Genomic DNA, 22,172 nt, shown 5'->3' on the forward strand with positions numbered 1-22,172 from the left:
ACATGCAATTATAAAATAATTATTAAATTTTAGAAAAAAGACTTGAATGTAAGTTTAACTGATATTAAATTAAATCTCAGAACATCACAAAATCATTCAAGGAGTATGAAGATGACTTATGAAAATCGCTGGGAAACCGTAGATGTTAAAGTTGAAGATGGAATTGCTTGGGTCACACTAAATCGCCCAGAAAAGAAAAATGCCATGAGTCCTACACTCAATCGTGAAATGATTGATGTGCTTGAAGCCATAGAACTTGATCAAAATGCGCGTGTTTTAGTATTAACTGGTGCAGGTGATTCTTGGACAGCCGGCATGGACTTGAAAGAATATTTCCGCGAAGTCGACACTCAGCCTGAAATTTATCAAGAACGTATTCGTCGTGACTCATGTCGTTGGCAGTGGCAACTTCTTCGTATGTATTCAAAACCCACCATTGCAATGGTTAACGGCTGGTGTTTCGGAGGCGGTTTCTCACCATTAGTCGCTTGTGACCTAGCGATTGCAGCAGATGAAGCAACCTTTGGTTTATCTGAAATTAACTGGGGTATCCCACCGGGCAACCTTGTAAGCAAAGCAATGGCAGATACTGTGGGTCACCGTGCAGCTTTGTACTACATCATGACGGGTAAAACCTTTAGTGGTAAAGAAGCCGAAACCATGGGGCTGGTAAATAAAAGCGTACCGCTTGAACAGCTAAAAGCAGAAGTGACTGAGCTTGCAAATTGCCTACTTGAGAAAAACCCTGTAGTGCTTCGTACCGCTAAAAATGGCTTTAAACGTTGCCGTGAACTGACATGGGACCAAAACGAAGACTATTTATATGCCAAGTTAGACCAATGTATCCATCGTGATACTGAAAACGGTCGCCAAGAAGGTTTGAAACAATTTTTAGATGAAAAATCAATTAAACCGGGTTTACAGAGTTATAAACGTACTGGTTAACTTTTGATTCTCTAATGGCAATGTAAGGACGCAACCCATGCAAAATGTACAGTTACTTATTCACGGTCAATCTGTTGATGCATCAAATCAGGCAACTTTTGAGCGTATTAGCCCTATTGATGGATCAGTGGCAAGCAAAGCCGCTGCTGCAACTTTGGACGATGTTGATCGTGCAATAGACTCGGCACAACAAGCTTTTAAAATATGGTCGAAGCTCTCGCCTACCGAACGTCGCTTACGTTTGTTAAAAGTAGCCGATTTAATGGATCAAAAGACCGAGCAATTCATTGAAACTGGAATGCAAGAAACAGGTTCAACTGCGACATGGTATGGGTTTAACGTTCACCTTGCTGCCAATATGTTACGTGAGGCAGCAGCAATGACCACACAAATTGACGGAAGCCTCATTCCGTCAGATGTGCCGGGAAATCTTGCCATGGGTGTGCGAGTTCCTTGTGGTGTGATTGTAGGGATTGCACCTTGGAATGCCCCTGTCATTTTGGCAACACGTGCGCTTGCCATGCCTTTGGCTTGTGGCAACACGGTGGTGTTAAAAGCCTCAGAAGCTTGTCCAGCAACGCATCGTCTGATTGGTGAAGTGTTACACGAAGCTGGTCTTGGTGAAGGTGTGGTGAATGTGATTACCCATGCAGCCGAAGATGCACCGCAAATTGTGGAGCGCTTAGTGTCTCATCCAGCTGTAAAACGCATTAATTTTACAGGCTCAACCAAAGTCGGAAAAATTATTGCCGAGACTGCTGCTAAATATTTAAAACCTGTTTTACTCGAACTTGGTGGGAAAGCCCCTGTTGTGGTTTTAAACGAGGCCGACATTAATGAAGCGGTAAATGCAGTCGCTTTTGGAGCATTCTTTAATCAGGGGCAAATTTGTATGTCGACCGAACGTGTTTTGGTTCAAGACAAAATTGCCGACCAGTTTATTGAAAAGCTCATTGAGAAAACACGTTCCATTCAGGCGGGCAACCCAACCTCGAAAGAAAATGCACTCGGTGTTTTAGAAAGTCGCCGTGCCGCAAACCGTATTCAGCATTTGTTGGAAGATGCCCAAAACAAAGGTGCCGACTTACCTTTAGGTATTCATATTGAAGACACCACCATGCAACCGACACTGGTGCTCAACATTAAGCCTGACATGCTGCTTTACCGCGAAGAATCGTTTGGGCCTGTCTGCACAGTTCAACGTTTTGCAACCGTTGAAGAAGGTGTAGCACTGGCAAATGACAGCGAGTTCGGTCTTTCTTCGGCAGTGTTTAGCCAGAATATTTCGCAGGCATTGGAAGTGGCTAAACAGATTGATTCGGGTATTTGTCATATTAACGGCGCAACCGTGCATGACGAAGCTCAAATGCCATTTGGTGGTACAAAATCGAGTGGTTACGGACGTTTTGGTAGTAAAGCCTCTATTGGTGAATTTACCGATTTACGCTGGATTACCATTCAGACTCAATCACGTCATTATCCGATTTAGTCGGGTTAATGCGAACAACGACATATTAAATAAAAATTGCATGATGCAAAAAAATAAAGCGCAGTGATGCGCTTTCCATGGAGTGAAAGAAATGCAAATGAATGCCACTCAATCACAAGACCGCGAACGGTTCGTAAAAATAGGGCAACATGATATTCATTATCACCATAAAGATGACACGCTCTATATCAGCCCAAAAGAGCAATTAAAACCGTATCCACAAAAACTGACAGATCGGTTAATTCATTTTGCACAAACCAAACCAGACCATATTTTTGCAGCAAAACGCAATGCTCAAGGTGAATGGGTCAAACTGAGTTATGCAGAAGTTTTACAACGTGCATGGCACATTGCTCAGGCTTTACATGAACGCAAGTTAAGCCAAGAAAGACCTTTAGTTATTTTAAGTGGTAATGATCTTGAACATTTAACACTCTCTATGGGTGCTATGCTGGCGGGTGTGCCTTTCTCTGCTATTTCCCCTGCCTACTCTCTTATTTCTCAAGACTTTGGCAAACTCAAACATGTGTTTGAAGTTCTCACACCTGGCTTGGTCTATGCCAGCGACGGTCAAGCCTTTGCCAAAGCCATTCAAGCATGTATTACATCCGACATTGAAGTGGTGACCAATAAAGGTCTTGTGGGCAATCAGCTCTGCACGTCTTTTCAATCTCTGTTAGATACGCCTGTTTCAAATGTCCAAGAGTTTTATCAAACCCTTGATGAAAACCAAATTGCCAAATTCTTGTTTACATCAGGTTCAACCAAACTCCCTAAAGCTGTGCCGACCACACATTTAATGTTATGTGTGAATCAGCAAATGCTGTTGCAGACTTTCCCTGAGTTTGAAGAAACGCCACCCGTCCTACTTGACTGGCTGTCTTGGCACCACACATTTGGCGGCAGTCACAATGTCGGTATCGCGCTCTATAACGGCGGTACGATTTACATTGATGATGGTAAACCCGTTGCAGGAAAATTTGACGAAACCATTCGTAACCTCAAAGAAATTTCTCCAACAGTTTATTTAAATGTGCCAAAAGGTTGGGAAGAACTGACCGAAGCTTTAGAAAAAGATGAGGAATTAAGAGATCGCTTTTTTGCCAAAGTTAAAATTTTATTCTTTGCAGGTGCAGCACTTTCAGAAGCTGGTTGGAACAGGCTCGATAAAATTGCTCAGCAACATTGCGGAGAAAAAATTCGCATTATGAGCGGATTGGGCATGACTGAAACTGCACCATCTTGTGCTTTTACAACTGGCCCACGGGTGATGGCTGGCTTTATTGGTTACCCTGCTCCGGGGTGTGAAATTAAACTGGTTCCATGTGGTGACAAACTTGAGTTTTGTGTTCGTGGCAAACATGTCATGAAAGGCTATTGGCGCTTAAAGGCAGACCAACAAAGCACTGTATTTGACGATGAAGGCTTTTTCCACACAGGTGATGCTGTTCGTTTGGTCGATGTAAATGATCCAACTAAAGGCCTCATGTACGACGGGCGAATTGCTGAAGACTTTAAACTCAATACGGGTACTTTCGTCAATGTCGGCACGATTCGCAACAAAGTGCTCATTCAAGGTAATTTACTGGTTCAAGATGTCTGTATTACTGGTTCAAACCTGAATGCTGTTGGCTTTCTGATTTTTCCAAAATTAGAAGCTTGTGCTCAATACGCAGGCCTTAAGCTTGGCGAACATTCTGCAACAGAGATATTACAGCACCCTAAAGTCCAGCAATGGTTCCGTCAATTTTTAACGACATTTAATAAAGATGCGACTGGCAGTTCAAATACAGTCTCAATGCTTTATTTAATGACTGAACCACCTCAGCTCGATGCTGGAGAAGTGACCGATAAAGGCAATCTCAATCAAAGCAATATTACGAAACGTCGTGCAGCTTTAATTGATGAGCTTTATCAAAAACAGGCCGAAAACCCACTTATTATTCGAGTGCCCACCTTAAAGCAATAAGCTATTGAAATAAAAAAGGAAGCTCAAACTTCGGTTTGGGCAATAGCCCCACTTTTGCCTAAAAAAAGGTTCAACATGCCACACGATACAGAATTTGAACTATTTCGAGACAGTTACCGCAGGTTCTTAAAAGAACAGGTCGCTCCGTATTATGAACAATGGGAACACGATGGCCTTATCCCACGTGATCTATGGCTTCGTCTTGGGGAAAATGGCTTTTTGTGCGTAGATGTGCCCGAAGAATATGGCGGCTATGGCGCTCCTGTTCATTACTCTCTCATGCTGGTTCAAGAAACCGCTCAAGCTGGCTTTGCATCTTTAGCTGTTGCAATTGGGGGACAAAATGAGCTGGTTTCTCCTTACTTGCAAAATATTGGTTCCGAAGAACAAAAACGCTATTGGTTACCGAAAATGGTGACAGGTGAAGTTGTCACCGCAATTGCGATGACCGAAGCCAATGCAGGCTCAGACTTACAGGCCATACGGACTCAAGCCGTTTTAGAAAATAATCACTACCGTATTAATGGTTCAAAAACGTTTATCTCAAATGGTTTGCACGCCGACCTGATCGTTCTTGTGGCTAAAACCAATCCTCAAGCCAAAGCAAAAGGCATTTCGATTCTTTTAGTTGATGCTGCTTTAGACGGCGTTAAAAAAGGCCGCTCTTTACAAAAAATCGGACTACATGCCCAGGATACAGCCGAACTGTTTTTTGATGATGTGTATGTTCCAGCAACCCAGCGTTTAGGCGAAGAAGGACAAGGCTTTGCTTATTTAATGCAAGAGTTACCGCGTGAACGTTTAAGTATTTCCATGATGGCTTTGGGATCGATTTTAGGAGCCATCGAAATTACTAAAGACTATGTGCTCGAACGTAAAGCTTTCGGGCAACCTTTAAGCCAAATGCAGAACACGCGGTTTGTTCTCGCAAACGCGCAAATCAAAGCCAAAGCCGCCCAAGCTTTTGTAGACCAATGTGCCGCGCTGTATCAACAACACCAATTAAGCGTCACTCAAGTTGCAGCATTGAAATGTTTTATTACCGACACCCAATGTGAAGTGATTGATCAGTTACTTCAACTTTTTGGCGGCTACGGTTACATGCAGGAATATCCGATTTCACGCTTTTTTGTGGATGCACGGGTACAAAAAATTTATGGGGGAACCAATGAAATTATGAAAGAAATCGTTGCCCGAGAACTGCTCGGAAAATAATTCGATTTAAAAACCAAATAAGGCAGACACAACAACCATGCCTTGTTGAAAACAAGAAATGATATTTCAGGAAGAAATGCTATGTCGAAATTATGGATGTACTCTACCCTTATGCTCTCAGGCTCAGTATGGGCGGGCAGTTTTATTGATAACAGTTCAGTAGAACTCACCATGCGAAATTTCTATTTTGACCGCGACTACCAAGAGCAATCTGCTTACCCTGCCGCCAAGGACTGGACACAAGGTTTTATTCTTAAAGCCAATTCAGGTTATACCGAAGGGACTGTCGGTTTTGGGCTGGATGTACTTGCAACGGCAGGCTTTAAACTCGATGCCGACGCAGAGCATGGAGGTACAGGAAACTTACCTAGAGACACGCGTACCAATGAACCTGCCGACTCTTATGGCGAAATTGGTGTAACAGCAAAAGCTAAAATGAGCCAGACCGAACTTCGCATTGGTACGTTAATGCCAATGAACCCTGTTTTAGTAGCTTCACCTGCTCGCTTGTTACCTCAAACTTATCGAGGAATTTCACTGACGAGCAAAGATATTAAAGACTTTGACTTACAGGCAGCCTATCTCGATAAAGTGAATCATCGTGATTCAACCAACTATGAAAAAATTAAAATTTCAGGGGTGAATGGGCGGTTTAAAAGTGCCGAAACTGACGGACTCTACTATTTAGGTGGGAACTATCAGCTTGATCCAGCAATCAAGCTCACAGCGTTCTATATGGATGTTGATGATCTTTATAACCAGACCATGGTCGGTGCCTTACACCAACACAAAATTAATGACACCACTAATCTGAGCTCGCAGTTACGCTACTACCGCAGCCGTGATGACGGACAAGCGAAGGCTGGTTTAGTCGATAATGATCTTTATCATGCTCACTTTGAGTTAAAACATCAAAACCATAAATTTATTTTTGGAACCTTCCAACATCACGGCGACACCGCATTTCCGTATTTGACTGGAGGTGAAACTGGCCTACTCATTGATACATGGCCGGGTGAGTTTTTAAACCCAAAAGAAAAAGCCTATAGCTTCCGCTATGAATATGACTTTAAAGATTACGTTCCAGGTTTACGTTTCATGACCCGTTACACCACAGGTCACAATATTTATGCACCTAACTTAGGTGGAACCAATTTAAAAGAACGCGAAACAGACTTTGATTTAGGCTACACCGTTCAAAGTGGCTGGTTAAAAAATCTCGGGCTACGCGCACGATATGCCATTTATGACAACAACATGCTTTCCACTGCCAACATCAAGCCTGTAAACGAAACCCGTATCAACATTGATTACACATGGAAATTTAAATAATTCAAAACAAGAGGTTCAGTTACACATAGAACCTCTTTTTATTTCGGGAAATAAATGATTAAGCATGGACCTTTCATTATGGATCAAAAAACTTTAGAGCACTTACCGCCAATCCATCACCATTTGGGCGGTCACAGCATCAATTGGAATACCGAACATACTGAGCTCACCATCCATTACATGGCGCTAGAAAGCTTTACCAATCCACGCGGTACCGTTGAAGGCGGCATGATCTGCGCCATGCTTGACGATGTGATGGGACTTTTTGCATTTCTTGCCAATGACCGTAAACCTGCCACCACCATTAACTTAACCATGGACTTTTTAAGACCCTGTGCTGTGGGCGAAGTCATTACAAAATGCCATTTCATTAAACAAGGCAAAACTGTACTGAATCTCGAAAGTGAAGCTTGGCAAAACAACAAAATGATTGCACGAAGTACAGCTAATTTTCTGGTTTTAGATTAATTGCGACCATTCATTCAATAAGGATATGAATAAATGAATTACACCAACAATAAACGAATTTTGACTCACTCCGCTTTAGTGCTTGCCATGCTTGGCGCTTTGGCAGGTTGTGGAAGTGATAATGATGACACAACGGTTCCCTCAACAACGAAACCACCTCAGTTGTCTCCTGCTGTTGGCGTAAAGATGACAGGAAGCTGTTCAGACTTACTCGGATTTCAATACAACAATACAGTCATTAGCTCAGCCACTCTTCAAGAGGCAGGTACATTGACTGTAGCCAACAAACCGATTGGCGCTCATTGTTTAGTCAAAGGTTATATGGATCAACGCGTAAGCCCTGTCGATGGACAAACCTATCAAATTGGTTTTGAAATGCGCTTACCAATAGACTGGAATGGCCGTTTTCTCTATCAAGGCAATGGCGGAACCGATGGTAATCTTATACCTGCAACTGGACAGGTTGGGAGTGGTGGTCCGCTCACCAATGCCCTACATGATGGTTTCGCTGTTATTTCTTCCGATGCTGGACATAATGCTTCACAAAATCCAATGTTTGGTTTAGATCCTCAAGCCAGAATCAACTACGGCTATGGTGCGATTACCAAACTCACGCCTATGGCAAAAAATCTAATTAAAACAGCGTATGGTAAATTGCCAGACCGCTCCTATGCAGGCGGCACTTCAAATGGCGGACGCCACGCCATGATTGCGGCAACCCGTTTGGGCGACCAATATGATGGAATTTTAGCAAGCACACCGGGTTTCCATTTACCTCGTGCAGCCGCGGCTCAACTCTACACAGCACAGCAGCTTCGTCGTGTCGCAACAGATGAAAATGACTTAAGTACCGCCCTCACTCTTTCAGAGCGTAAAGTATTAGCAAAAGCGATTTTAGATCGATGTGATGCCTTAGATGGTGTTGCAGATGGACTCGTTCAAGATGTTGAGGCTTGCCGTACTGCTTTTAATATTCACCAACATGTACCCGTTTGTTCAAGCACAAGAGATGGCACATGCCTAAGTACCGAACAAATTGATGTATTAGCCAACATTTACCGCGGTCCTGTAAATTCTGCTGGACAAGCACTTTATGCAACCCAGCCTTTCGACCCTGGTTTAGTCGGCAGTAACTGGGCAAGCTGGAAATTCGAATCTTCGGTGGGAACAGCACGTGACCCAGTTGCAGTCGGCATTCTTTTTCAGGTTCCACCAGACCCAACTGTAGTTCAAAACTCTAGACAGTTTGCCTTTAACTATAATTTTGATACTGATTATGTAAAACTCTCGGCAACCAATAATGTATACACCGAAAGTTCGATGTCTTTCATGATGCCACCCGATGAATTGAATCTGGATAAACTCCGTAATCACGGTGGTAAAATGATTGTGGTACAAGGTACAGCAGACGGCGTTTTCTCTGTAGATGACACCCAAAATTGGTACGATCAACTGCTACAACACTATAAAAATGATGCAAAAGGTACAGCGCCTGAATTTGCACGTTTCTTTAGAGTTCCGGGCATGAACCATACCCGTGATGGCATTGCGACCGACCAATTTGATGCATTGACTGCTTTAGTCAACTGGGTGGAATATGGGCAAGCACCTGACAAAATCATTGCGACTGCACGCGGCGCAGGTAATCCAAGTGGTCAAGTGAATACTGAACTTCCGCAAGACTGGGCACCAGACCGTACCCGTCCACTTTGTCCTTACCCACTAATTGTCCGTTACAATGGTCAGGGTGATAGCGAAAAAGCTGAAAACTTTAGCTGTAAATAACTGGATTCAAAATAAAAAAGAGAGCTCAGGTAGGCTCTCTTTTTCATTTTATGAAGCGACACTATTCAACCATTATCAAATGATATTTCATCCAATGCCTGCATCGCTGCTAAGATAACACCGAAAACCAAAAACTCATTTCGATATGCAAAACCAGACTGCCCCAACTCTCCCCTCAACTCAACTTGGAAAAGCATTGCTTTGTCTTATGACATCGGCATTATTATTTTCCATTATGGGGGTATGCATTCGTTTTGCTTCAGAAACGGTAGACAATGCGACCGTCGTGTTTTTTAGAAATGCAGTGGGTTTATTTATTTTTATTCCTATGCTTTTAAAACAAGGCTTAGACTTCGTTAAAACCGATAAACTCTGGATGCACACTTGGCGAAGCTTAGTGGGTCTTGCTGCAATGTATGGTTTTTTCTATGCAATTGCGAACTTAAAACTATCAAATGCGATGGTTTTTAGCTACTCATCTCCAATCTTTATTCCACTCATTGCATGGCTTTTCTTAAAAGAAAAAATCACTAAGTCGATGATTTTTGCCGCCGTTATTGGGTTAATTGGAGTTTTATTTGTTGCTAAACCAGATCAAGGCCTACTCAATGCATTGTCCTTTATTGGTTTAGGCGCATGTTTTTTATCAGCGATGGCTTTTGTAACTGTAAGAGCTTTAACCAGTACAGAACCGCCTGAGCGTATTGTTTTTTACTTCTGTATTTTTGGTAGTTTAATTTCCTCTATTCCGATGTTCTGGCATTGGCGTATTTTCACTTGGCATGAACTCGCATTGCTGATTGCCGCAGGACTTTTAGCAAACATTAGTCAGCTTTTTATGTCTTATGCTTATAGCTTAGCACCAGCAGGACAAATTGGCCCAATGAACTACATTGCCATTATTTTTGCAGGAATTTGGGGATTTGTTTTTTGGCATGAATTACCGGATCTGTTTACTCTGATCGGCATATTTATTATTTTATTTGCTATTTTGCTCTGTAATCCATTTTTGCAAAAAAAGTTATTCTCTCGATTTAAGGTCCAGATATAACTCATTCTAATATTAGTTTTATAACAATTGAAAACTAATCAATTGTTATAAAAACCTCACCATATTCAATCTCTTCAAAAAATCTAGCTCTACCGTGTGCATTTAACCCCGCATATTTAATTTTTGCATTCCAAGAATCAACGATTTTCTTCGCAATTAACAAAGCTTGCTCTGCCATCATCTCATCATGTAGGCTTGTCAATTCTATGAGATTCATCCAAAACTGAGCTTTATTTATCTCTTCTACTTCTTTCAAATCATTAAATTTATCTTGATCAAACTCACTCTCTAAAAAAATATGATTTTCAATTATAAGGAAATCAGGAAAAATCAAATTTAGAATCTTAAAAAGTAAATCTACGGGTAGTTCTTTAATTTTAAAAATTGAGTAAATGTATTCAATATCACCAAAAAAGTTTGGCTTATTTATATTTTTAAAACTTTCAAAACTTAAATCACCATCTTTTTCATCCATACAATTCAACCCATCACTATTAAAAAACGATTAAATTATTTCAAATATTTAATTTATAAAATTAATTTCTCACGATACTCATTCGGTGAAATACCTGTCCAGTGTCGATAGGCTTTTCTAAAATTAGATGTATCTGAAAAGCCAATTCTCTCGGCAATTTCATCTATAGATAAGGTCGTCTCTCGCAAATATTCATCCGCAAGACGGCGCCGAGTTTCATCTAACAATTCTTGATAGGTTAAATTAAAACCCGCTAACCGCCGATGTAAAGTGCGTTTTGAAATATGCAACCGCTCAGCCATTTCTTGAGCCGATGGGAAAAGTCCTGTTCCATCTAACAAAATCAAACGAATTGTTTTCACCAACTCAGGCTCTTCAGCTACCGCAGCACCTAACATCCGCTCACAAAACGACTTACACATATCCGCGGTAATCGGGTTAGCATTTGGGCAAGGCACATCAAGCCACTTTAAATCAAAGTGCCATTGCATTACGCCAGCATCAAACTGAACAGGACAATGAAAAACTTTTTCATATTCCTCTGCATAGTCAGGTGCAGAATAAGGCAATAAAAGCATCTTTGCTTGAAATGGCCCTTCAAGCACACGTTCAATTAAGGTTTGCATTGAGCTAAACCAAAATTCACACACCAAAGGCAAAAGCTTACCTAGTGCAATAATATCTTGCCCTTCAAAAACAGCAGCATCCTCTCGAATATAAAAAGACTTCTTTAAAATAGGCCCAGCAAGTTTAATATGTCGAATGCCAAGCTCTACCGCTTGTCTAAAATTACGCGAAGAATAGAGTGCGTAACTATACACTCCAAAATCTGACAGCCGCTGCTTTTGTCCTGCACGCAATCCAATTAACGGATCATGAGATAAACGTTGAATATTTTGAAATAACTGGATTTTTTGAAGTTGAGAAATATATAAAGAGGGTTGATTCATCGCATCTGGTGAAATATTTGTACCAAATAGAACATCTGACATTGAATGGCCTTGCAAGCCCATTTCATCAAATAAACTGGTCAACCCCAGCAAATATGTATTCGAACCAAAAGATGTATTATCATAATTTCCTTCGATAACAAGATTTGTATTTTTATAAATATTATTAGCCATTTAACTCACACCATCCCTAGAGTGACGTGCATAATGGCACTAAACTACCTCTTGTTGTCTCAATTTAACATCGACCATACAACGCTTCAAGCATAAAGTATGATAAGCAAAAGTATGGGAAGGAATAAAAATGGAACGCTCCACTTTAAAAGAATATAGCGGCTCTGCCACCGAACATATGGAACTTATTTTTTCCAAACAACGTGCTAATTTTGAAGCGGACCCTTACCCAAGCCTTGAGGCTCGCCGAACAAAACTGCATCAACTCAAAAAACAAATTATTCGTTATCAAGATGCTTTAGCTGCTGCGATTAATGCTGACTTTAGTTCAAGATCACTGGATGAATCTAAACTATTAGATTTACTTGGCTCTGTGTTAGAGGCTGATCATGCAATTCATCACTTACGCCGCTGGATGCGCCCAAGTAAACGCCGTACGGAACTTTTATTTTTATCAAATCGTTTAAGTGTGCAATACCAACCTAAAGGCGTGGTTGGTGTGATTGTGCCTTGGAACTTCCCCGTTTATTTAGCACTTGGTCCGCTCATTGCCGCATTAGCTGCGGGCAACCGAGTCATGATTAAATTGTCTGAAATTACACCGAATACCAATGCAATGCTACGACGTATGCTCGCCGAAGTCTTTAATGAAGATGAAGTCGCAATTTTTGGTGAAGAAATTACAGACCCCGCTAGATTTACTTCTTTGCCGTTTAACCATATTGTCTTTACTGGCTCTCCAGCCATTGGCAAAGTGGTAATGAGAGCAGCAGCTGAAAATCTAACTCCTGTTACACTTGAGTTAGGCGGTAAATCACCAGCAATTGTGAGCCGTAACTACCCGATTGCCGATGCAGCCAAACGTATTACGCATGGTAAAGCAACAAACAGTGGTCAGATCTGTGTAGCACCTGACTACGCTTTGGTTCCCAAAGAAAGTATTGATGAATTTGTGGATGCTGCAAAATCAAGCTTTATCAAAATGTTTGGTCAAAACATCACAAACAATGATAACTACACATCCATTGTAAATGACCGTCATTTAAAACGTATTCAAGATATTTTGACCGATGCACAAGAAAGAGGTGCGCGGATTATTCCTTGCGACACTTACAGCTTTGACCAACAAGGCCGCAGAATGCCTGTACAGATTGTGCTTAACTGCACTCCAGACATGCGCATTATGAAAGAAGAACTCTTTGGCCCTGTTCTACCTGTAGTGGCTTATGATTCTTTAGATGATGCAATTACCTATGTGAAATCAGACGAACGACCTTTAGCGCTTTATTGCTTTACACATAGCTCAGTAGAACGTGATCGTATTTTACGTGAAACTCATTCGGGTGGTGTGACCATCAATGATTGGGGTTGGCATGTAGTCAACCATGATGCTCCTTTCGGTGGTATCGGCAACTCAGGTATGGGGTCGTATCATGGTGAAGAAGGTTTCCGTGAACTTTCTCATGCCAAAACGGTATTTACACGCCATCGGTTTTTCCCGACTCAACTTTTCCACCCTCCTTATGGAACATTCCTACAAAAATTAGCGATCCGCTTTTTCTTGAAAAAAGGTGATCCTAATATTAAATAAAGAGTATATAAAAAAGCCTCATCATGAGGCTTTTTATTGGGTTAAATAAATAAGTTATTTTAATAGAATACTAAACGAACTAGGCTATAAACTGTTGATTAAATAATGTATTCCATAAACCAATGTTATTTGGTATTGAAAATGAAGTGTTATCAAATACGATTTGATCATCAACTTCATCAAGCTGATATTTTTGAGTCAAACTATTTTTAACATTTTGAGTATCTTCACTTTCACTATTCACATTGGTACTTTTCAGTAATTTATCAACATCAATATTAAACTTTTGCATATCTTCAATTGTTAAAAGATTAAATTGATAATCAACGTCAGAGCTTTCTTCTAATACCAAAGAGTCTGTCAGCACTTGCGTATTGTTCCCTCCAAGCTGTCCAACTAATGATTGGTTATCTGACAACTCATCAAACAAATAACCGTACTCTTCGTAGTTAGAATTGTCAGCTAAACCATTCAACAAATCTGTTAATGATTCATCCTGATTACTGTCCATTGAAGCAGAATTCTGTAAATTTTGGATAGTCCATACAGTTTGATCTGCAAAAGTAATCGTTTTAAAAGCTGAAAACTCTGTAAATACGCCTCTAATTTCCAAGAGATCGTCAGTATTGTTAAGACTAATAAAGACATCCTGATATGAAATTTCAACCGAAACATCGCTTGGCAATACATCCATTAAAATATGTGTTTCTATTTGAGGTGAATTTTCATCTAAATAAGGGGTATTGATCGAATCATAACCATAGCCACGGTTAAAAACATAAGTATTGATTCCATCTCCACCATTTAACTCGTCATCACCTGTACCGCCATCTAAATAACTATACTCAAAATATCCCTTCTCTCTTAAATCCATCTTGTATTCCACAATTTTCAATATTCCTTTTTCTCCTAGCAAAATATGCTTTTGATTGACCTTTTCCTTGATATATATGTAGTCAGTTTCGATAAATATTTTATCAAATACATCTTCTTTAAGATTCAATCCTAAATATTCACTAATTTTTTTCAAAAAAATTTAAACAACATTATTCTTAATTTATTAGGCATCAATTAAATAAAATCCATATCAATATATAAAAAAATAATTTTAACACTTAAACAAATATAAATACAAATACACATTTATTCCAATTTTTTACAAACAAAAAAATCAATTAAAACACTTTTAATTGATTATATAATTACAAAACTAAAAAAATTAAAAATTATTTAACACATATTCAGACCGCTATAAAATAGCTTTTTTTTTAAAAAACATTTGCTCATTAACTCTAATAATATATGTATAATTTTTTAATGTACCTCCTAAAAACTCAACCACTGAACAAGCTTGGCTTGAGCCAGATACAACTTTAAAAGGTTTAACATCATAATAAATATCAGTCACATAACCAAAAGCATCAATAAAAACAATATCTATATTATACCTCATACCAATAGTATGGATTGAGGTACATGGGCTAATTAATAAACACTGGTTTTCTTTTAATTTCTTTCGAAATAAAAGCCCAGCAGCTCTAGAAAAAAAACTTGTAGCAATAAATACTTCAAACTTTATATTAGAATTATTTAAGTACATATTATCCAAATGCATCCTTCATCATAATATAGAGTGGAAATCCAATAACAATAAATGTACAAGGAAAGATAAATGCAACTAAAGGAAAAAGCATTTTGACAGGCGCTTCCAAAGCTAATTTTTCAGCCCTTAAAAAACGCTCAACACGGCGTTGTTCAGCTTGACCTCGTAAAATTGGGCCAAGATTCATACCCATGTTTTCAGCCTGAATAATTGCAGATACCAAATTTTGTACAGATGGTTGTTCTACACGTTTCGCCATATTCCGTAGAGCTTCATCTTTAGGAATACCTTTGCGAATGTCTGCCAATACTCTAGAAAACTCGTATCGAGTAGGACTTTTGATTGACTTTGTTACAGCCTGATCTAATGCATTCACTAATGTAAGACCAGCTTCCACACACAGTACAATGATATCTAAAAAAAATGGGATTTCTTTGAGAATGATATTCTCTCTTTTCTTTTTTTCGCTTTTTAACCATAACACTGGATATAGTAATCCATATAGTGCAAATGCAATGCTATAGAGAACATTTATATTGGATAGATACAATAAAACCAATGCTAAGCTAAAAAACATTCCCCCAAAAACAATCTGTGAAGCAACAATTTCTTTCGGCTTAAAAACATATTCATAGCCCGCATATACAATTTTCATTGTTAAACGTTCTTCAGTTTTCTTTGATATCCAAGGCCCTATATAAAAGGCAATAGTTTTTATGAGTACCCATTGCAGATAAAATATAAAGGGAGGTTTATCTAGATACTCACGATTTTCATCTGGTACTGCATGGATAAAACTAAAGATCTGCCAAGAGAGAAAGGAGATCACTGCCCCAAATCCAATAAAACAAATATATAAAATTATATTATTCATGTTATACATCAATATTAACAATTTTTTTGATAACGATCATACCCATCAATTCAAATAATGCGATTCCAGCCAGTGCTATCCAACCTGCTGGAGTCGACCATAATTTATCCATAGCTTCGGGTTCCATTTGACTCAATACTAAAATCAATGCAATAGGCATTAGACCAACGACCCATGCTTGCATTTTTCCTTGTGCTGTTAATGCCTTTATTTTTCCTTCTGATTGATTAATTTGACGTAGAGTCTCAGCTGCCTTAGTTAAAGTTTCAGCTAATTCCCCACCTGTTTCTAAAGCAATGCGAATACTAGTTGTCATGAGAATGACCGCATTGATCGGCATGCGTTGTTGGAAATTGAATAGTGCATCATTTAATGGTAGACCAACTTTCTGCTCTTTAATTATTAAAGCAATCTCATTTTTCAATGGGGGTAAACATTCATGTGTTAGTTGGAATAAGGCAGTACTTAAACTAGCTCCCGACTTTAATCCACCAGAAATCAGCATCAAAGCATCAGGTAATTGTTGCTCCATTTTTTCAACTTGTATTTTTTTAAACCTTTTAATTAAAAGAAAAGGTAAGATCGAAAAAAAGATCGCTGCAAATATATAAATCACACTAAATTTAAAGATTAGCAGTACTGAACTAAAAAACAGAAGAAGCAATATAAAATAAATAAAGAGAATTTTCTTTAAATTTAAAAATACATAGCTAACGTTCAGTTGCTCTTCTAATTTATTGGTTTTTTTTAAAAAAATATTACTTAAACTTTCAGAAACAATCAGATAATAAGTCAACGCAACCATAACAGCAGCAATCAATATTAAATAAATATACATTTAAAATCCACTGTTCTGAAATTTAGCAATATCTATTTTGAAACCAGATTCTTTTAATTCCTGTAAGAATGTAGGAATAAGTCCTGTTGCACCAAAATAACCTTTTATTTTTTGTGACTCTAAATCAAGTCCTGTTTTATCAAATTTGTAGATATCTTGCAGCTGGATTTTACCACTCTCAATCCCTGTCACTTCAGTGATATAGGTAATTTTTCTAGAACCACATGAAAATCTTGATTGCTGTATTAAAACATCAACCGCTGATGCAATCTGCTCCCGAATCGCATTAAGTGGTAAATCCATACCCGCCATCATGATCATGGTTTCAAGACGGGCTATCGCATCTCGCGGTGTATTTGCATGTAGTGTAGAAAGTGACCCCTCATGGCCTGTATTCATGGCTTGGAGCATATCCAATGCTTCAGCTCCTCGGCACTCTCCGATGACAATACGGTCAGGACGCATACGTAATGAGTTCTTAACTAAATCACGTATATTCACCGTACCTTTGCCTTCATTATTAGCAGGACGTGCTTCCAAAGAAATCAAATGATCATGATCTAATTTAAGCTCTGCTGCATCTTCAATCGTAATCACGCGCTCACCATTCGGGATAAAACCTGCTAGCACATTTAATAAAGTAGTTTTCCCAGAGCCAGTTCCTCCAGATATAAGAATATTCTTTTTTGCAGCAACACAAAGTTGAAGAAAATCAGCCATATCATCATTCAAACTAAGAAAGCTGACTAAATCCTCAATTAATATTCTTTTTTCCGGAAATTTACGAATAGTTATTGTTGGCCCTTTAATTGCTAAAGGAGGAATAATCGCATTTACACGAGAGCCATCTTTTAAGCGAGCATCCACCATTGGAGAACTTTCATCAATTCTCCGTCCTAGTGGTGTTACAATCCGTTCGATTACATCTAAGATTGCTTTATTACTAGTAAATTCCAGCTCACTTTTAATAATTTTTCCGGATTGTTCAATAAAAATTTCATCCTTCGCATTAACCATAATTTCAGTGACTTGTGGATTACTTAATAACTCCTCTAGTGGTCCCAAACCAATCGCTTCATTAATGATTTTTTGTTTTAATCTATCAATATTTAAGACTTGAGGAAGCTCTTCATCAACATCAAATAAAACCTGTTCTAAACATGTTAAAGTTTCTACCTTCAACTCTTCTGGCGTCATGGTATTAATATCTTTGCGCCTTAAGTCCATTTGTTTAACAAGCTTTTCTCTTAAGATCTGAATCCATTCAACCTCTAAGACCTTATAGGTTTTAGAGTTATAAGGGATATTCGTAACTTGAGTACTATAAGCCTCATCATCTGTCGTATCTCGCAAGGCGTCTAATACGGTCTGATCAACCGATTCAGAATTGACAACTTTTATATTTTGATTAATTAAATCATCATCTAGAAGTTGAATTGTATATCCGCCAATGACAATACTATCAACCTGTAAATTAATCGGGCCATAAAAATCAATTTTTCGCCCATTCACAACTGTCCCATTAGCGCCACGATTTAAATCCTCAACAACATATCCTCCACTCAATTTTTTAAGTGAACAATGTTGATCAGCGATAAACCATCTCTTGAGTTGTAAATCACATTTCTTTGACTTACCAATCAAGATTTCCGTCTTTTCAAAGGTGAATATTGATTCCTGACTTTTATTTATTATTTTCAGTTTCATCAACATTCTCATCTTGCAAATTATAGTTTCTAGGAAGCATTAATCCGGAACCAAGCTCAGCTTGAACAACGCTATCTGTACTTTGACCTACACGTTGCATTTTTGACTCAAAATCCTTTTCATATACATAAGGTGTCACAAAAAAGACCAGTTCATTTTGTTTCAATCGATTTGATCTGGTTTTAAATAAATTCCCCAATACCGGAATTTTTCCTAAACCAGGAACTGCACTTCCAGTACTATTTTTCTCAGCTCCAACCAAACCACTTAGTACAAGTGTCTGTCCTTGACCAACCACAAACTCTGTTTCTGTTCTTCTTGTTAAAAATCCAGGTACGCCAGATACTTGTACCGATGAATCAATAGTACTTACTTCAGCTAAAATTTTAGCGACAATCCCCTCATTAGAAATTGTAGGATGAATATCTAGCTTAATACCATAGTCTTTAAATTCGATCGAAGGCGTTCCTGTTGCTCCTGACGATTGGTAAGGAATTTGCCCACCAGCTAAGAAAGTTGCATTACCACCATTTTTACAAGATAAAAGTGGTCGAGCAATGATCTTAGCCGTTCCATTCTCTTGTAAAAGATTAATCTTACTATCTATATAACTAGCTAAACCAAAATATGTTTGGAATGGATCAATCTTAGGTAATGGAAGAATATTATTAGCAAGGGGATTATTAGCTGAAGTAAAAGCGGCACTTCGTTTGAAGTCTCCGAGAATCCCAAATTTTGGACCATCAATAGAGGAAGTATTCCAGTTAATTCCTATTTCTTTAGTAGAGGAAGTTGAAATCTCTACAACACGAACATCCAAATAAATCATTTTTTGCTTTTCTTGGACATTATTTTCTTTAGTCTTAGCTAAATTGACCACATTCTTAAAAAGACTGGCATAGTTATCAATCTTTTCCTTATCATCTGCGCTAATATTCGCTCCTTGCAGAACAACATTATCACCAATAATACTAATGCTCAGATTTGGAATAGTACCTAGAACTAAACGCAAATTTTCTAACGTCTTTTTTAAATTACTTGGAAAAACATGAACTTCAGATGAAATATATTGTTTACCATTCCAAATTTTAACCGTGGTATCTCCCGCAGTCACCCCTGTTAATGCTATGCCTTTACGCCCAACATTTTTTGCTTTAACAATTTTGTCATTACCAATGACAACATCTGTAATAGCTGGATCATTCAGATAAAGTGTTTCCCCAATATACAACTCATCAGACATTGCGCTGACATGGCATACTGTAGTGCTTGTCACAAAAGCTAAACATGTGCTCTGTATTGTTTTTGATAAAGTTGACTTATTCATCTTTATTTCCATAAATAATATTAAAACCTGAAGATTTTTGATTTTCTTGAATATGCGAATTAACCTCAGGTCTTAGCACAGGCACTGAAACTGGAACCGTTGGGGTCTTTACAACCGTATTTCGTTTTTGTGTATTCACTAACTGCATAAAACCAGAAGTATCACTCATCACCTGATCATCAGGATTTCGCAGCACCGCAGAAATTCGTCCCATACTCGCAGCCATAGTAATATTCTTAGCATCTTCGGCACTTACATCTAAAGTGATATTGGTATAACCGCTAGAATCACCCACCTCGTAATTAACATCTGTTTGCTTACCAGTCGCTAGAATCTTAACGCCCTGTATTAGAGGTACAGTTGCTGTTTTCTCGTTACTCTGCAAAGTCACCATGAGATCAATTAAATCTCCAGGTTTCAGCATGGTTGAAATTGAACTTTCATCATCTACAGGAATTGTTAACGCTCTTCTTCCTGGCGGAATAAGTTTTGAGATATCTTTTTTCATCTCAACCATGGAATACATAATGATATCACCAGGTTTTAAGTCCACCTTCAACGGAAGGCCATCAACTGAATCATAATCAGATGCCAATACCGCGTTAGATTGCTGATATTCCGATGGAACATTTCTTTGAGAAACAACATTAGTTGTTATTACATTTCCAGCACTTAGCTCTTTACTAGCCACAACATACGCAACTTCAGGCCCTTTCTGAGTAAGACTTTCCACCTTATGATCAAAAGCCTTTTTAAAACCCCAGATACTGAATAAACCGATTAAAATTGAAATAATAAAGGCAAAAACCTTTTTATTAATATGAGGTAAATTCATTATGGTATCGCATCCAAATTCAAAATCGTTGCATTAAATCTATTCATAAATAAGTCGTAAGTATTCTTAAACATCCCGAAAAAGCTACCATCTCCAAAAATACCATTCCCAGCAATTAATAAAGTCAGAACAAAAGTCATGCATATTAAATATTCTGTAGTGGTATTTCCTTTAATTGAATTACGCATATGACTTGCTCTTTTTAATATAAACAATAACTAAATTATTAATTGATTTTCTCATATCAAAAACCAGATTTAATTCGCTACCATCCTTTAATTCAAAATATGAAAATGAAGAGTTTAAGTCACTCGTTTTTGCTTGCTTTTGTATTTGATGAAGTAAGTTCAGATAGTTATTTTTATTAAAATTCTTAAACATCATAGTCCGGCTAATTGAACCATCATCTTCACTTTGAAAATCAGTAGATGGCTTATTTAATTTTATATAATTAGGCAACTGAATATATTTTAAGTTACTTTTAGCCTTACAAATTACCCGAGCAGACATTGAATTATTAGATAAACTTAACAGTTGTAATGTAACCCCACCATCTTTCCCTATATAAAATAAAGAACCCTGCTTTGTGAATCTTAAATTTTTTTCACTTAAAATCCCCATATAACATTCCAAACCACAACTTGGAGAAAATAAATTAAACATTTTAACTGTTGATCCATTTAATATCGTATTTTTACCAATTGGTATCAATTGCATATTCTTTTCTTTCAAATCACCAAACAGACATGCTTTTACATCTGTAGCAATAAAAAAAATTAAAGTCAGGATAAATATTAAGTTTCGTTTTTTGATCATTTTAATGTAGCTTTTCGGTCATTTGGAACAATTTCCATTTTATAAATACCATCTTCACGAATCTTTTTCTCAAACCCCATTGAAGCAACAGCAACGTTATATACTGTATTAATATTGGCTTGTATTAGTTCATAAGGAAGTAAATAGCGGGATTTTTTTACAATTTTTTTGATTTCTTTTGGTTCATTTGCCGCCCAGTTATTTCTTAATGTTCCTGATGAGCTTTTAATATTAAATGTTTCTGGTAATTCGAAATCAATAATACCTGTCACAAAATTAACTGGAACAGTAACGTCAACGGTATATTGCCCATTAGATTTTAAACTTCGAAAAGGTTTAGCGGCCACATCTAAAGGATCAATTCTTAATGTTTTACTATACTTCTCATTTTGTTGACTAGCGGATACCTGTATAGAATCCCAATGCACCAATGATTGACCCGCCATATCCTGATCAGCCGCATCATCACAATCAGCATTCCGCTCACTTAAAACATCAGCACCAGTTCTGGCGAAAAAACGTTGTCCAACTTCCTGTGAAAGCTTATCAGAATCATCCGTGTTAATTCCTTTATTGACTCTCCAAGCAACATAATCTGCTGCCTGTTCTGATTTTAATTTAACAGTAGCCAGTTTAGAAACCATAGGAATAGCTATCAGTAACATACTGAGGATCCCTGCCACAATTGCGAACTCGGCAATTGATTGTCCTTTTTGATTGTTTTGCAT

At 38.2% G+C, this 22,172-nt stretch carries 21 protein-coding genes; 9 read left to right on the forward strand and 12 right to left on the reverse strand.

The genetic code is table 11. From position 1 onward, the window contains the following. Nucleotides 1-105: 105 nt before the first annotated feature. The 8 genes from F936_RS13765 (at nt 106) to F936_RS13800 (ending at nt 10,254) form a co-directional block, all read left to right on the forward strand. Nucleotides 106-945: a p-hydroxycinnamoyl CoA hydratase/lyase gene (locus tag F936_RS13765; RefSeq protein ID WP_171056761.1), complete on the forward strand. Its 840-nt coding sequence runs from the start codon at nt 106-108 to the stop codon at nt 943-945. A gap of 37 nt (nt 946-982) precedes the next feature. Beyond that, nucleotides 983-2,434, forward strand: coding sequence for an aldehyde dehydrogenase (locus F936_RS13770; RefSeq protein ID WP_005048201.1), 1,452 nt, complete (start codon nt 983-985; stop codon nt 2,432-2,434). An 82-nt stretch (nt 2,435-2,516) separates the two neighbouring features. After that, nucleotides 2,517-4,403: a feruloyl-CoA synthase gene (locus tag F936_RS13775; RefSeq protein ID WP_171061251.1), complete on the forward strand. Its 1,887-nt coding sequence runs from the start codon at nt 2,517-2,519 to the stop codon at nt 4,401-4,403. A gap of 75 nt (nt 4,404-4,478) precedes the next feature. Then, nucleotides 4,479-5,618, forward strand: a complete 1,140-nt coding sequence (locus F936_RS13780; RefSeq protein WP_005048205.1) for an acyl-CoA dehydrogenase family protein — start codon at nt 4,479-4,481, stop codon at nt 5,616-5,618. Nucleotides 5,619-5,699: 81 nt separating this feature from the next. After that, nucleotides 5,700-6,950 (forward strand): OprD family porin, encoded by a 1,251-nt coding sequence (locus F936_RS13785; protein WP_005048207.1) that lies wholly within the window; start codon nt 5,700-5,702, stop codon nt 6,948-6,950. A 78-nt stretch (nt 6,951-7,028) separates the two neighbouring features. Further along, nucleotides 7,029-7,418, forward strand: a complete 390-nt coding sequence (locus tag F936_RS13790; protein ID WP_016801700.1) for a PaaI family thioesterase — start codon at nt 7,029-7,031, stop codon at nt 7,416-7,418. Between the two features lie 33 nt (nt 7,419-7,451). Then, nucleotides 7,452-9,203, forward strand: a complete 1,752-nt coding sequence (locus F936_RS13795) for a tannase/feruloyl esterase family alpha/beta hydrolase (RefSeq protein ID WP_005048211.1) — start codon at nt 7,452-7,454, stop codon at nt 9,201-9,203. A 145-nt stretch (nt 9,204-9,348) separates the two neighbouring features. Then, entirely contained in the window at nt 9,349-10,254 is a 906-nt protein-coding gene (locus F936_RS13800) for a DMT family transporter (protein WP_005048213.1), read from the forward strand. Between the two features lie 34 nt (nt 10,255-10,288). Here F936_RS13800 and F936_RS13805 read toward each other — a convergent pair whose 3' ends face one another. Together F936_RS13805 and F936_RS13810 are read right to left on the reverse strand one after the other, a co-directional pair. Next, nucleotides 10,289-10,729, reverse strand: coding sequence for a hypothetical protein (locus F936_RS13805; RefSeq protein WP_005048215.1), 441 nt, complete (start codon nt 10,727-10,729; stop codon nt 10,289-10,291). A 53-nt stretch (nt 10,730-10,782) separates the two neighbouring features. Continuing rightward, a complete protein-coding gene (locus F936_RS13810; RefSeq protein ID WP_005048217.1) occupies nt 10,783-11,853 on the reverse strand; it encodes an AraC family transcriptional regulator in 1,071 nt (356 codons plus the stop codon). A 130-nt stretch (nt 11,854-11,983) separates the two neighbouring features. On the opposite strand from F936_RS13810, the gene F936_RS13815 reads away from it, so the two are divergent. Beyond that, nucleotides 11,984-13,444 carry a coniferyl aldehyde dehydrogenase gene (locus tag F936_RS13815; protein ID WP_005048219.1) on the forward strand — a complete coding sequence of 487 codons (1,461 nt, stop codon included), beginning with the start codon at nt 11,984-11,986 and terminating at the stop codon, nt 13,442-13,444. Between the two features lie 79 nt (nt 13,445-13,523). Here the strand turns inward: F936_RS13815 and F936_RS13820 are convergent, their stop codons facing one another. From F936_RS13820 to F936_RS13865, 10 genes are all read right to left on the reverse strand, one after another. Continuing rightward, nucleotides 13,524-14,474, reverse strand: coding sequence for a hypothetical protein (locus F936_RS13820; protein WP_005048221.1), 951 nt, complete (start codon nt 14,472-14,474; stop codon nt 13,524-13,526). A gap of 219 nt (nt 14,475-14,693) precedes the next feature. Next, nucleotides 14,694-15,059, reverse strand: coding sequence for a DUF192 domain-containing protein (locus tag F936_RS13825; RefSeq protein ID WP_016801702.1), 366 nt, complete (start codon nt 15,057-15,059; stop codon nt 14,694-14,696). Next, complete coding sequence (locus tag F936_RS13830; protein ID WP_005048225.1) at nt 15,046-15,921, reverse strand: type II secretion system F family protein; 876 nt, start codon at nt 15,919-15,921, stop codon at nt 15,046-15,048. The genes F936_RS13825 and F936_RS13830 overlap by 14 nt, the downstream gene beginning before the upstream one ends. Nucleotide 15,922: 1 nt before the next feature. Next, nucleotides 15,923-16,759 (reverse strand): type II secretion system F family protein, encoded by an 837-nt coding sequence (locus tag F936_RS13835; RefSeq protein ID WP_005048227.1) that lies wholly within the window; start codon nt 16,757-16,759, stop codon nt 15,923-15,925. Then, entirely contained in the window at nt 16,760-18,466 is a 1,707-nt protein-coding gene (locus F936_RS13840; RefSeq protein WP_005048230.1) for a TadA family conjugal transfer-associated ATPase, read from the reverse strand. After that, nucleotides 18,444-19,793: a type II and III secretion system protein family protein gene (locus tag F936_RS13845; protein ID WP_005048232.1), complete on the reverse strand. Its 1,350-nt coding sequence runs from the start codon at nt 19,791-19,793 to the stop codon at nt 18,444-18,446. Before F936_RS13845 ends, F936_RS13840 begins: the two co-directional genes overlap by 23 nt. Continuing rightward, complete coding sequence (gene cpaB, locus F936_RS13850; RefSeq protein WP_005048233.1) at nt 19,786-20,628, reverse strand: Flp pilus assembly protein CpaB; 843 nt, start codon at nt 20,626-20,628, stop codon at nt 19,786-19,788. Before cpaB ends, F936_RS13845 begins: the two co-directional genes overlap by 8 nt. After that, nucleotides 20,628-20,816 carry a hypothetical protein gene (locus F936_RS13855; RefSeq protein WP_005048235.1) on the reverse strand — a complete coding sequence of 63 codons (189 nt, stop codon included), beginning with the start codon at nt 20,814-20,816 and terminating at the stop codon, nt 20,628-20,630. The genes cpaB and F936_RS13855 overlap by 1 nt, the downstream gene beginning before the upstream one ends. Further along, nucleotides 20,809-21,444, reverse strand: coding sequence for a hypothetical protein (locus tag F936_RS13860; protein ID WP_005048237.1), 636 nt, complete (start codon nt 21,442-21,444; stop codon nt 20,809-20,811). The genes F936_RS13855 and F936_RS13860 overlap by 8 nt, the downstream gene beginning before the upstream one ends. Further along, nucleotides 21,441-22,172, reverse strand: a complete 732-nt coding sequence (locus F936_RS13865; protein WP_005048239.1) for a TadE/TadG family type IV pilus assembly protein — start codon at nt 22,170-22,172, stop codon at nt 21,441-21,443. The genes F936_RS13860 and F936_RS13865 overlap by 4 nt, the downstream gene beginning before the upstream one ends.

The sequence above is a fragment of the Acinetobacter calcoaceticus DSM 30006 = CIP 81.8 genome (assembly GCF_000368965.1).
In the GTDB taxonomy this organism is placed as follows: Bacteria; Pseudomonadota; Gammaproteobacteria; order Pseudomonadales; family Moraxellaceae; genus Acinetobacter; species Acinetobacter calcoaceticus.